Source organism: Prevotella sp. oral taxon 475 (assembly GCF_018127805.1).
Lineage (GTDB): Bacteria > Bacteroidota > Bacteroidia > Bacteroidales > Bacteroidaceae > Prevotella.
This window is the reverse complement of the sequence record NZ_CP072334.1, coordinates 990,059-1,003,028: the sequence shown is the minus strand read 5'-3', so window position 1 is coordinate 1,003,028 and position 12,970 is coordinate 990,059. Positions and strand designations below refer to the sequence as shown.

General features: G+C 52.3%; 9 protein-coding genes. 4 read left to right on the top strand and 5 right to left on the bottom strand.

Features of this window, described 5'->3' with window-relative positions; all coding sequences use genetic code 11:
• Positions 1-182: 182 nt before the first annotated feature.
• From J5A66_RS03860 to J5A66_RS03845, 4 genes are all read left to right on the top strand, one after another.
• Positions 183-2,210: a M13 family metallopeptidase gene (locus J5A66_RS03860; protein ID WP_211791160.1), complete on the top strand. Its 2,028-nt coding sequence runs from the start codon at positions 183-185 to the stop codon at positions 2,208-2,210.
• A gap of 132 nt (positions 2,211-2,342) precedes the next feature.
• Positions 2,343-3,260 (top strand): homoserine O-succinyltransferase, encoded by a 918-nt coding sequence (metA, locus tag J5A66_RS03855; protein WP_211791159.1) that lies wholly within the window; start codon positions 2,343-2,345, stop codon positions 3,258-3,260.
• 59 nt (positions 3,261-3,319) lie between these two features.
• Entirely contained in the window at positions 3,320-5,164 is a 1,845-nt protein-coding gene (locus tag J5A66_RS03850; protein WP_211791424.1) for a U32 family peptidase, read from the top strand.
• On the top strand, positions 5,154-6,077 hold the full coding sequence (locus J5A66_RS03845) for a zinc ribbon domain-containing protein (RefSeq protein ID WP_249110024.1): 924 nt from the start codon (positions 5,154-5,156) through the stop codon (positions 6,075-6,077). The genes J5A66_RS03850 and J5A66_RS03845 overlap by 11 nt, the downstream gene beginning before the upstream one ends.
• Before the next feature lie 195 nt (positions 6,078-6,272).
• Here J5A66_RS03845 and J5A66_RS03840 read toward each other — a convergent pair whose 3' ends face one another.
• The 5 genes from J5A66_RS03840 to J5A66_RS03820 all read right to left on the bottom strand — a co-directional run bounded on the left by J5A66_RS03840 (position 6,273) and on the right by J5A66_RS03820 (position 12,966).
• Entirely contained in the window at positions 6,273-6,728 is a 456-nt protein-coding gene (locus tag J5A66_RS03840; protein WP_211791158.1) for an HU family DNA-binding protein, read from the bottom strand.
• 379 nt (positions 6,729-7,107) lie between these two features.
• Positions 7,108-8,565 carry a hypothetical protein gene (locus tag J5A66_RS03835; RefSeq protein ID WP_211791157.1) on the bottom strand — a complete coding sequence of 486 codons (1,458 nt, stop codon included), beginning with the start codon at positions 8,563-8,565 and terminating at the stop codon, positions 7,108-7,110.
• A gap of 33 nt (positions 8,566-8,598) precedes the next feature.
• Complete coding sequence (locus J5A66_RS10250) at positions 8,599-8,727, bottom strand: hypothetical protein (RefSeq protein ID WP_371742870.1); 129 nt, start codon at positions 8,725-8,727, stop codon at positions 8,599-8,601.
• 588 nt (positions 8,728-9,315) lie between these two features.
• Complete coding sequence (locus J5A66_RS03825) at positions 9,316-10,698, bottom strand: MFS transporter (RefSeq protein WP_211791153.1); 1,383 nt, start codon at positions 10,696-10,698, stop codon at positions 9,316-9,318.
• 108 nt (positions 10,699-10,806) lie between these two features.
• Positions 10,807-12,966 carry a S9 family peptidase gene (locus J5A66_RS03820; RefSeq protein WP_211791151.1) on the bottom strand — a complete coding sequence of 720 codons (2,160 nt, stop codon included), beginning with the start codon at positions 12,964-12,966 and terminating at the stop codon, positions 10,807-10,809.
• Between the last annotated feature and the right edge of the window lie 4 nt (positions 12,967-12,970).

Sequence of the window (12,970 nt, the reverse complement as noted above, 5' to 3'; positions counted from 1 at the left end):
AGATTCCCCGCCGCGGGGAATAGCCGCTGGCACCCAGGGAAGCTTCTGCAGTGTGCAGAATGGCTGCAGAAGCATTCGTCTTAACTCCCTTTCACTCCTTTACTCCCTTTCACTCCTTCCCTCCTTCCCTCCTTCCCTCCTAAAACAAATATTCCACATCAATAAAAAAAACTCACAAACTTATGAAACATCTCATGATGACCATCACCATGGCAGCCGCCCCAATCGTGGGAATGGCCCAAGGACAATCGGGAATCGAGACCGTCAACCTCGACAAAACCGTTCGACCGGCAGACAACTTCTACCAATTCGCCACCGGTGGCTGGCAGAAAAGAAATCCCCTGCCCGCAGCCTACTCCCGATTCGGCAGCTTCGACCAACTGCAAGAAGACAACAACAAACGCATCAACGCCATCCTGAGCGATCTGCTCAAGAAAACCTACCGACGCGGAACGATGGAACAAAAACTATCCGACTTCTATAAGCTGGCCCTCGACTCCGCCCGGCGCAACCGCGAAGGACTCCAGCCCGTCAAAGCTCTGCTCGACGAAATGGAAGCCGCACCAACCAAAGCCCAGCTCCAAGCACTGCAACTCAAATACGCCGACAGCGGATACGGTATCGGCTTCAGCTCCTACTTCGGAGCCGACGAGAAAAACGTCACGATGAATATCCTTAGCATCGGTCAGGGCGGACTCACCCTGGGGCAGAAAGACTACTACCTCAACAACGACGAGGCCACCCGCGACATCCGACAAGCCTACCGCCAACATCTGGCCCGCATGTTCCGCCTCTACGGCTTCTCCGAGACACAGGCACAAGAAAAGGCCGACGCCGTGTTCCGCGCCGAAACAGCACTGGCACTCGTCTCGAAAAGCGTCACCGAACTGCGAGACCCGCAAGCCAACTACAACAAAATGACGCTTCAAGAGTTTCAAACCCAATACCCCAACATCCCGCTCGAACAACTGGCCAACGCCGAGGGCATCCAGTCGGCCTACATTCAGAAACTCGTCGTGGGACAACCCGACTTCCTCGCCGGCTACGACAAACTCTCGGCCGCCGCTACCGCCGCCGATCTGCGCGCACTCATGCAGTGGGACGTTATCCAAAGTTCGGCCGCCTATCTCACCGACGAAATCCGAGAAGCCAACTTCCTCTTCTTCGGCAAAACCATGAGCGGACGCCAAGAAGACTACCCCCTCTGGAAACGCGCCACCAACCAGGTGGAAGCACAAATGGGCGAGGCCCTCGGACGAATGTATGTCAGCAGATTCTTCCCCGAATCCTCCAAGAAAATGATGGAACAACTCGTCCGTAATCTTCAAATCTCACTGGGCCAACGCATCGACGCACAAACCTGGATGAGCGATACCACCAAAGCCGCTGCACATAAGAAACTCGATAAGTTCTACGTCAAAATCGGTTATCCAAATAAGTGGATCGACTACAGCCGACTGACCATCGATCCGGCAAAATCTTACTACGAAAACGTGATGGCCTGCCGCAAATTCGCACACGACCGACACATCGAAGAACGAGCCGGACGCCCCGTCGACCGCGACGAGTGGCTCATGACACCACAAACCGTCAACGCCTATTACAATCCCACGACCAACGAAATCTGCTTCCCCGCCGGCATCCTCCAACGCCCCTTCTTCGACCCACGAGCCGACGAAGCGTTCAACTATGGAGCCATCGGCGTGGTCATCGGACATGAGATGACACACGGTTTCGACGACCAAGGCCGACAGTACGACGACAGCGGGAATATGCAAGACTGGTGGACCGCTGCCGACGCCAAAGGCTTCGAAGAACGCGCCACACTCTACGCCGACTTCTTCTCGGCCATCAAAGTGCTCCCCGACCTCAACGCCAACGGCCGATTCACCCTGGGCGAAAATCTTGCTGACCACGGCGGACTGCAAGTGAGCTATCAAGCCTTCAAAAACGCCACAGCCAAGAAACATCTCAAAACCATCGACGGATTTACCCCCGACCAACGCTTCTTCCTGGCCTACGCCGGCGTATGGGGACAGAACATCACCGAACAGGAAATTCGCAACCGCACCAAACGCGACCCCCACGCCCTGGGTATGTGGCGCGTGAACGGTGCCCTGCCCCACATCGATGCCTGGTATGAAGCCTTCGATGTGAAACCCGGTGACAAACTCTACCTCCCCAAAGAGCAACGCCTGTCGTTGTGGTAAGTTAGAAAGAAACCATTGGGTCGAAAACATGGGTTCGGAGAGCAAAAATCCTCTCCGAACCCATCGCCTTTCCATCTCGACAACAGAAAAAAAAGCCTTCGGGACTCCCCGACAAGCCAAACAGAAGAAGAAATGCCATTACGCCTACCCGATCGGCTCCCCGCCATAGAACTCCTCAAAAAAGAGAACATCTTCGTGATGAACCACTCGCGTGCTGCCAGACAAGACATTCGTCCGCTGCGAATCGTCATCCTCAACCTCATGCCACTCAAAATCACCACCGAAACCGATCTCGTGCGCTTACTCTCCAACACACCCCTGCAACTCGAAATCAGTTTTATGCGGCTACGCAGTCATACGCCCAAAAACACGCCCATCGAACACATGATGAGCTTCTACGAAGACTTCGACACCATGCGCCAAAAAAAATACGACGGAATGATTGTCACCGGTGCCCCTGTCGAACAGATGAACTTCGAAGAGGTGAGCTATTGGCGTGAAGTGACCGAAATCTTCTCCTGGGCCCGCACCCACGTCACAAGCACACTTTACATCTGCTGGGCAGCACAGGCCGGTCTTTACCACCACTACGGCATCCCCAAACAAACTCTCAAGGAGAAAATGTTCGGCGTGTTCCCACAAACGCCACTACAACCGCAATTGCCCATCTTCCGCGGCTTCGACGATGTCTTCTCTATGCCCCACAGCAGACACACAGAGGTGCGACGCGAAGACATCCTCTCGCATCCCGAACTGACCCTCATCGCCGAATCGACCGACTGCGGCGTAAGCATGGTGATGGCCCGCGAGGGACGCGAATTCTTCATCACCGGTCATCTGGAATACGCCCCCAACACACTCGACGCAGAATATCGGCGCGACCGGGGAAAACGTTCGGACGTACCCCTGCCCGCCCACTACTATCAAGACAATAATCCCGAGAATCCACCGCTGGTCACCTGGCGTGCACACGCTCATCTGCTTTTCGCCAACTGGATCAACTATTACGTCTATCAGGAAACACCCTATAACATCGACGACATCAAGTGAAGATTTCTTCAACAAAACCCCTCGAACTGCTGGCTCCAGCTAAAAATCTGGAGTGCGGCATGGCGGCCATCGACCACGGAGCCGATGCCGTCTACATCGGTGCCTCGCGGTTCGGTGCGCGTGCTGCGGCGGGCAATTCGGTCGAAGACATCATTAGTCTCACTGCCTATGCCCACCGCTTTGCAGCCAAGGTGTATGTCACGGTGAACACCATCGTCTACGAAGACGAACTCGAAGACACCCGCCAACTGATTTGGCAACTCTACCGCGCAGGGGTCGATGCCATCCTCATTCAAGACATGGGTCTACTCAAAATGCAATTGCCGCGAATCGCTCTGCACGCCAGTACGCAGACAGACAACCGCACCGTCCAAAAAGTGGGCTGGCTCTCAGATCTGGGTTTCGAGCGGGTGGTCCTGGCACGCGAATTATCGGTAAGGGAGATCGCCCACATTCACAAGCAAAGACCCGAGGTAGAACTCGAGGTCTTCGTTCACGGCGCACTCTGCGTAAGCTATTCAGGGCAGTGCTACGCCTCACAGCATTGCTTTGCGAGAAGTGCCAACCGTGGAGAATGTGCTCAGTTCTGCCGAATGAAATTCGACCTCGTGGATGCCGACGGGCACGTCGTCGAGCGCGAACGTTACCTACTCTCGATGAAAGATCTCTGTCAAATCGATCACCTCGAAGAACTGGCCGCCGCCGGGGCTTCATCGTTCAAGATTGAAGGCCGACTCAAGGACGTGGCCTATGTCAAAAACGTCGTTGCAGCCTACAGTCGTCAGCTCGACAACATCATCAGAAAATACCCCGATCGCTATCGTCGTGCCTCGCTCGGGCGGATGGAATATAACTTCGAACCCGATTTAAGAAAGACATTCAACCGCGGCTACACCAATTATTTTGCCGCAGGTCGGCAGGCGGGCATTGCCTCGTTCGACACACCCAAAGCCATGGGCGAATCTGTTGGGCGAGTGAAAGAGATTCGGGGGAACTCGTTCACCGTAGCCGGAACGGCAACCTTTGCCAATGGCGACGGACTCTGTTTTGTCAATGCTCGCCACGAACTGCAAGGCTTTCGCGTCAACCGCGTCGATGGCAATCGGCTCTTCCCGCTGAGTATGCCACAGGGACTCAAACCCGGAACGCCCCTCCATCGCAACAACGACGAGGCCTTTGCCAAAATCATGGCACGACAGACCGCCGTGAGAAAAATTCCCGTGAAGATGACGCTACAACCCACTGTCGACGGCATCCGGTTAAAAATGTCTCTTCTCGATTTCCCCACCTCCAGCGGCTCCAGCTCGAAAACCAACCTCTACGAAGGGATGAAAGTCTGCGAGAGGATCTGTTCGCATCAAGAGGCGCAGAAGCCACAACGCGAGAACATCATCAAGCAACTTACCAAACTGGGCAACACGCCTTATCTTTGCCAAGAGGTGGAACTCGAATCGGGCATCGACCACCTTTTCATCCCCTCGAGCCTGCTGGCCGATCTACGACGAGGCGTAACCGAACAACCGATATTTCCCGCCCCCACGCTCTCCGATACTCCCCGAGAGGCTCCCACATTTGCCGCCACGTCCTCCTTGGCTTGGACACCCGAATACCGCCGCCACCCCTACCTCTACAACATCTCCAACCACCTGTCCAAGACTTTTTATCAGGAGCAGGGCCTTACTACGGCGACAGCCGACGCCTTCGAAGTGTCCGCCTCTCGCCCTACTCGTCCCCTACTGATGCAGTGCCGCCATTGCATCAAGTTCTCCCTGGGGTATTGTGAACGTCATGGCGGCAAGAAACCCACGTGGCGCGAACCGCTTTACCTGCGGTTGGCCGACGGGCATAGATTCCGTCTGGACTTCAACTGCGCCGAATGTCAGATGAACCTATATGCAGAATAAGAAAAACCTCGGAAGATGGGCCGCCGCCATCATCGCCCTCACCCTGTTGACAGTCCTTTCGGGCTGCTATCATAGTCAACCTCACGCCAGCGAGGCCATCCACGAATATAGCGAACGCCAACTCGATTCGCTCTCTTTCTCGGCATCGCACCATTATTCTAACAACTACAACTTTGTGGTCAAAGCCGATTCGCTCGTCCTGCTCAAGCAACAACCCGAGGAGACGCTCAACCATCTACCGGTCGACTCACTCGTGGTCCGAAAGAACGACCGTCTCGTCGTGGCCGATATCCGCATACTGTCCGCCGATCCGGTCGACTCCATCTGGATCCAGCTGGCCCGCGACCAAAACACCTTTGGCTGGGCTCGCGAGTCTACGCTTCTTCCCGCCGTCGTCCCCGACGACCCCATCTCGCAGTTCATCTCCATCTTTTCCAGCACTCACCTACTCGTCTTCCTCATCGTCATCTGTCTCATCTCCGCAGCCTATCTCATCCGCCGCATCACTCGCTCCAACGCCTACTTGGTGCATCTTCGGGACATCCCCTCGTTCTACCCCACCCTGCTGGCTCTCCTCGTGGCCAGCTCGGCCACGTTCTACGCCAGCATCCAGCTCTTTGCCGCCGACACCTGGCAGCACTTTTACTATCACCCCACGCTCAACCCCTTCTCCACCCCACCGCTGCTCTCCGTGTTTCTATCCTCGGTATGGGCGATCCTCATCGTTGCTCTGGCCACCGTCGACGATGTTCGCCACCGACTTCCCTTCGGTGATGCCATTCTCTATCTCTTCGGTCTGTGCGGAGTCTGTGCCGTCAACTACATTCTCTTTAGCCTCAGCACACTCTACTACGTGGGCTATCCTCTCCTGACCGCCTACTTCTATTTCGCCATCCGTCGGGTGAAATGGTGAGAAGAGGAGTTGAAGGAGTAAGAAAGGGGTAAGGAGTGAAAGGGAGTTAAGACATAGCCCTATTTATTTTAGGCCATTACGCCTCCCGGTTTCCCTACTATCGCTGTATCTTTGTTTTAAGAAAAGGAAAAATAAAAGGATGAAAAGACGCATCAGCATCTTTTCACCCCTTCTATTTTCAGTTTAAAGTCTTCCTTATGGCTTCTTGGGCTTAGCAGGCTTCTTCTTCTCTACACCTTTCCATTCTTCCCATTCTATCTCCACGTCAGACAGTCCGCGTACGGCGCGTTTGCCATTACCGCTCCCTGCCGAACTCTTGCTGAATCGAGTTTCGGGGATAAAGCGCACGCGAACACCGGCAATCATATTCGCCGTCACCTCTTTCTCCGTCGGGACACCGCCCTTTACAGCGATAGCCGTAAAATAGAATGTGCCGATGCCGTCGAGCTTCACCGAACGGCCTTGTGCCATATAGTCGGCCATAATCGGGGCCAGTGCGGTGAACACGGCACGCACATCGGCCGCACTAACGGTCGACTCGGCAGCGATGCGTTTGCACAACTGTTCGGTACTCACAGGGCTACCCACAAGCACAGACTTGGGATACCACTTGTTGTTCACTTTCATTAGAATTTTCTTCCAAAAAGCCATAATTTAATGTGTTTTGTGCTTACGGTTGAAATTGAGGCACCGACGGAGGGTGTAGCATCAACCGGGTAGTGAACGTCCTCCCTCAGGAAAGGGTATAATGGGTTTCCGTGGCAAGGCGTTGTCTAAGGTAGGACTACATGCCATCTAAAGTAGGACTACATCTCATCTAAAGTAGGAGTAGACAAAACCAATCCTCTGAGTGGGCATCGCCAGCCTTACGACCGCTTGTCTGCCTTCCTCTCTACACCCTCCATCTTTGCCTCTTTTCCGTTCATAAGCGAGTTTATAAAAAAATGATAATTTCTCTGAAAGCCCTCACACTACCATACATATGGCAGATAGTCTTTTTCCTTGTTTTTACACCTTCCATTATTATCCTTCACTGTTTTCTCCAATATGCTACTATTACCGACACAGGACCTGTTCCAATTCCAATTTTTGGAGTTGGTAAGACATCAGCGCTAAAGATTTGCCCTTGATCCTTCAAACTAGAATAATATGTTCCCATTCTATAACGGATTACCCCATCATAGCTTTTTATCTCATTATTGTCAGCTGGAAAAACAGACGGTAGGAAATAATAATCTTTTATATTAGTTGGTATCCCAGTAGGAAAAGGAAATTCATAATAATTTATCCCACTATTAGGAACCCCATTAATAATTCCTATATGATTTACGCCATCATGCCCTATATAACGACTAAAACCTGGAATTTTACGCCACTTTTTAATCCATACGCCACCCCGGCAGATATTCGCAGGCAAACTGGCAGCGCGCCGAGCTGCATAAATTGAGCTTTCATCCAAATGTGGATCACCCTTATGCAGATACCATAATGTTTCGTTTGAATTTGGACCAGTTCCATTCCACGGTCCCATCGGTGTGATATAGACAGGCATTGTCAGATTGGTAGTTATCTTTTTATTTTTACCGGGTGTAAAAGTAAGTGTAGCATATTCCTTTTTGATGATAGCACTCTTAGTAGAGGTTCGATCGTATAAGGAATATTCAATTGACACGTTGTTATACGTTCCGGGGGGTAGGACAATAATGGCAGCACTTGTATTTGGAGTTGCTGCTACCGGGAGTGTGAAGCCGTTGGTACCACCGCCATTCAATGTGAGTGTGATACTACGGTTTGTTGTGGTCGGTGTAGGTCGTGAACCAAGGTTGATGCCGTTGTCATCGAAGTTGAATTGTCCCGAAAGAGCCTCGTCGGCGGTTATCTTCACTTGCGTCAGTTTTACATTGGTAGAGAAGTTGATAGTTGAATAAGGCAACAGAGTGAGATACGATGCTTTGTGCTCAAGAGTGAAGTTATATTTTCCGCTTCCTACTGGTTTAGTTGCTGTGGCTATACCACAATCGCCGCTCTCGCCTATATGGCTGGCGTCGTTGGCTACGGGTTGGTTCTGTGTAGCCTTGAAGATCACCTTATCACCTACAGTGCTACCTTTACCGGTATAGCGCACGGGATAGGAGGGGGCGGTGAAGTTGCCCTCGAAATAGAACTTAGCCGTTGCTGCCCGTTTAACGCCGGTAGTCGTGGTGGGGTTGGGAACGAGCACGTTGGAGATGTTGTTCCTTACATCTTGTTTCAATGTTGCATTATTAACCCAAAGGCGATCGCCCTCCGTCCAATAAAAGTTGATACCCGACCCATCATATTCACCTGTAGTGCGGGTGGTATTGTCTTCCACCACAAAGGCTGTGAGACCTTTTATGTCTTGTGAGTCTTTTATCTGTTCTTGCCGGGTTGTTTCTCCGCTTGTACAGGCCACTGTCAGAAGCAGTGCACCTGCAAGTATAAACTGTGATAATATATTTGTTTTCATCTTTCCATTGTTTTAGTGATAAACTCTCTCTCGTTAAATGCTCCAGTGTTGTGGAGTTTCTTCCTCCTCGTCCTCATCGAACCAGCCTTGCTTGGCATCGTTGATTTCATCTCCATCATCACCAGCCTTACCATGTCCACCATTGGGGAATGAGGTTGACATCAATTGTTTGTCAAACGCTGTATGAACCACCTCAATAGTGGGGCTTGCATACGCTTGTTTCCTGATCTTTCTTTTATTCATAACTCTATTATTTTATGGGTGAATATTCGTCGTTATTTGTCTCTTGCTTAGCTTGGCAAAAGAGCACGAAAAAGCGAACAAAGGGAACTCCAAAAAGCCCTTTGTTGATAGGGGATGCGACACGCTTCGCGCGCGCGTATGCGAAAATGTTTAAAGTACTATCTGAGCGACGGTGCGAATGTGTGTGTGTGTGTGTGTGTGTGTGTGTGTGTGTGTGTGTGTGTGTGTGTGTGTGTGTGTGTGTGTGTGTTAGCAAATTATTTGGAACTACCAAATAATCGGACAGAAAATGAACAGAGAAATCAAAATTTCTCTGCAACGGCTCCGCACCTTGTTGCGCCGTCCTCTGTACCTTATTATATATAACACCATTACGTTTCACGGCGGCAAAGGTATAACAATCTTTTCGAACGGCCAAATATCGTAAAAAGAAATAGAAGAGCACATGCCAGACGTGCTGGCATGCGCTCTTAGTGTTACGTCCCAAAAGGATTGGGAACGGGAGAATTATTTCTTCTTGATGTTGGCCTGTTGCAAGCCGTAGTTCTTCTTCTTATCCACCACGATGAGGATGAGGGCAATAATGATGGCAGCACAACCGAAACTGGCGAAAATAGACATCGACGTGGTGTAAGTGGGGTCGATGCCGTTCATCTTGCCAATCATCATGGGCACGAGCGAGAGCCCGATGTTCTGAATGTAGAAGATAATGGCATAGGCCGATCCGAGAAGCTTCAACGGGATAATCTTCGGCACGCTGGGCCACATCGCCGAGGGCACCAGTGAGAAGGCGATGCCCAAAACCACCATCACAATGACAGCAAACCAACCGTAGGGCAGGACATGACTGGCAAAAGTGACGTGCACCGCCGTGAGCATCACTGCTCCCGTGAGCATGAGCGTGGCTCCCTTACCCACCTTGTCGTATATCGAACCGAAGACGGGCGTGAGGAAAATGGTTCCAAAGGGAATCATGCTCGGCAAAAGTCCGGCCCAATCGGGCGATACACCGTAGTTGGTAATCATCAGTTTGGTAGCAAACTTGAGGAAGGGGAACACGCCGCTATAGAATAAGAGGCACAGCAGGGTGATGAGCCAAAAGCCGGGATTAGTAAAAATCTGTTTGAGGTCTTTGAAGTGAAAGCCTTCGTCTTCGCTACTCTCCGCTTCATCGCTCTGTACGGATGCGTCGAACTTGCGATCCATCACGGTGTAGACCAAGAAGGCCAGCAGACCAATCACCAGCAAAGCCAGCCCCAAAAGCAACGGAGCCTTCACACCGCCCATGGCTTTGGCCAAAGGCAGACTGCCACCGATAGCTGCTGCTGTGCCAAGTCGAGCCAGGGCCACTTGCAAACCCATGGCCAAAGCCAGTTCGTGACCAGTAAACCATTTGGTGATGACCTTTGAGACAGTAATTCCGGTAATTTCGCAACCCACGCCGAAGACAGCGAATCCCAAACTGGCCACAGCGGCCGACATGGGCAGCGAGAAGTTGATATGCCAAAAGAGCAGGTTGAAGTTGAGTGAAAAGAGACTATTGCCGAAGTCGGCCGTCACTCCATAGTATTTAATGAGTACGCCCACCACCATCAATGTGCAACTCATGATGCCAGTGAAGCGCACGCCCATTTTGTCGAGGATGATTCCACCGAAAAAGAGCATGAGCAGAAATACATTGATGAGGCCATAGCTGCCCGAGAAGAATCCATAGTCGTCCGAGGTCCAGCCCAGTCCGCCCTCAGTTGTACTTTTGGTGAGAATCACTTCAAGGGGCGACATCACGTCAGTAATGAAATACCCCATCATCATGGTGAAAGCCACGATGAACATGGCGGTCCAACGGGCCGCAGCCGAATCGTTCAGCTTTTGTCTGATTGCTTGTGTCATTGGTGTTGAATTGAATTATTGTTTTAGTTAACGAATTGACGAGTTGACGAGAAAGTTAGTATCTTGGGCAGGCAAATATTCCTTTACTCCTTACTACTTTATTCCTTACTACTTCTTTAACCACCTGTCGAGCCAGTCGAAGAAGGTGCGTTGCCAGAGAATGCCGTTCTGAGGCTTAAGCACCCAATGGTTTTCATCGGGGAAGATGAGCAGTTCGGCAGGTATGCCGCGCATACGAGCGGCATTAAAGGCACTCATGCCCTGAGTGGCGTTGATACGATAATCCTTCTCACCGTGGATGCAGAGGATGGGCGTATCCCAGCGGTCGACAAATCGGTGGGGCGAATGATCGTAGGTGCGGCTGGCGGCAGCGGAGCGATCTTTGTTCCAGTAGGCGTCCTCATACTCCCAATTGGAGAACCAATTCTCTTCGGTTTCGGTGTACATCGCCTCGAGGTTGAAAGCTCCGTCGTGCGAGATGAAAGCTTTAAAACGTTTGTCGTGATGCCCGGCGAGATAGTAGACGCTGAACCCACCGAAACTGGCCCCAACACAACCCAATCGATCTTTGTCGACAAAAGGCAGATTATTGGCAGCATCGTCCACAGCGGCGAGATAGTCGCTCATACAGAGACCGGTCCAGTCGCCCGAGATTTCTTCATTCCATTCCGATCCGAAGCCCGGCAAACCGCGGCGATTGGGAGCAATGATGACGTAGTCGTTAGCAGCCATTATTTGGAAATTCCAACGGTAGCTCCAAAACTGGCTCACAGGACTTTGCGGTCCGCCCTCGCAGAAGAGCAGTGCCGGATATTTCTTCGTTGCATCGAAATGAGGCGGCAGAATAATCCAAACGAGTTCTTGCTTGCCGTCGACGGTAGACACCCAACGCTGCTGCACTTTTCCGATTTCAAGTTGGTCGAAGATGTGTTTGTTCTCATCGGTGATTTGGCGCACATCGGCTTTCTTTTCTTTCTTCGAGGGAGTAACGACGAAGAGGTCGTCGGGATGCGAGAAGCTATGGCGTGTGGCAAGCAGTTTGCCAGTATTGCCCAGGAGTTGGAGCGAGCCATAATCATTCCAACCGTCGGTGAGCTGCATCACGCGACCGGCGAGGTTGGTTTGATACATATTGACGCAACCGTGCCAAACGCCGATAAAATAGAGCGTTTGCGAGTTGGTGGCCCAGCAGTAGTCGTCTACATTGGAGTCGAAGGCCTCGCTGACGTAACGTTTCTCGCCCGTAGCGAGGGTATAGACGCAGAGCCGGTTGCGGTCGCTCTCGTAGCCATCGTTCTTCATGCTCTGCCAGGCGACGTATCGTCCGTCGGGCGAGAATTTGGGGTTCTGATCGTAGCCCACGTTTTGATCTTTCTCCTGATGGTTGACGGCCTGGTGTTTGAGACTCTTAGTAGCATCTACGGCCGGCTCACGATAGTCGGCCGACTTGCAGAGATTCACCGTCTTCCCCGTGGCAGGGGTGTAGAGGAAGATGTCCGAGTCGGTGGAGATAGAATAGGCCCGACCGGTTTTCTTGCGACAGGTATAGGCGATGGTTTTCGAGTCGGGACTCCAGGTCAGTTGTTCCACACCGCCGAAGGGAGCCATAGGGCATTCGTAGGGCTGACCCTCGAGAATGTCACGTCCGTCGTCAATGCCTTCGGGGGTAATATTGGCTAGGAAGGGGTGCGTGAGGGTTTCGACATAGTGGTCCCAGTGGCGGTACATGAGATCAGTAACGCGGCGACCCGTGGCCTTGGGCAGGTCGGCGGGCCGGGCGGCAATGACGCCGGTGTAGGGGATAGACTTGATGAGGAGCACCCGAGTGCCGTCGGGCGAGAAGAGGAATCCTTCGATGTCGACAGAGCTGTGGGTGAGTTGTCGACGGTCGGTTCCGTCGGGGTTCATACTCCAGAGTTGACCTTTGGTGAGAAAGGCGATACGCCGTCCGCCTTCTATCCAGGCAGCATCGGTTTCGTTGTCCGCGGTGGTGGTAAGTTGATGCTTACCGGTACCGTCGGCGTTGGAGACGTAGAGTACTTGGTGACCTTTATTTTCGACCACGCTGTAGTAACCCACACGATAGACGATTTTTCGTCCGTCGGGCGAGGCCTGCGCACCGCCCACGCGCCCCATGGCCCAAAGGGCTTCGGGGGTCATGCGGTCGGATTGGAGGGTGATGTTGTTTTTTCCAATCATTGTTTGCGAATGGGTTGGCGGAACGGCGGCGAGGAACGCCAGGGTTGCCGCGACGATGGATTTCTTCATAGGT